This is a genomic window from Ligilactobacillus acidipiscis DSM 15836, from assembly GCF_001435755.1.
GTDB classification, from domain to species: domain Bacteria; phylum Bacillota; class Bacilli; order Lactobacillales; family Lactobacillaceae; genus Ligilactobacillus; species Ligilactobacillus acidipiscis.
In genome coordinates, this window is the sequence record NZ_AZFI01000391.1 from 1 (window position 1) to 353 (window position 353).

General features: G+C 39.9%; 1 protein-coding gene. It reads right to left on the reverse strand.

Annotation, left to right across the window (positions count from 1 at the left end):
* Positions 1-353 (reverse strand): alpha-amylase family glycosyl hydrolase (locus tag FC65_RS11205; RefSeq protein ID WP_268872494.1); only part of this gene is annotated, 353 nt, incomplete at both ends.

The window sequence follows — 353 nt, forward strand, 5'->3', positions numbered from 1 at the left end:
GCTTTACCATCAAGTTTTTCCTCCCAGCGAGAAAGAACATGCTTAAGCTCTGTCAATTTCACAGGCTGATCATTCCACTTTCCCAAACGTTTATCAGGATTACCGCCAAGGTCAACGTGTTCAAATTGAAAGACCATATTTAATTCACTACCGTCTAAATTAGTATAATTTACCACATCTTCTGGTTTCGAATCAGGCATTTCTCCAACCGTCATTACATCATATTTTGATAGGACTTCTTGGTTCATTTCGCGCAAGTATTCATCCAAATGTGGCCCATCCGAAACAGTGGCAAAAGTGTCTCCATAAGATGCATCATTTTCTTGAGGCGCATTTGGTAAACCATCTGGTTT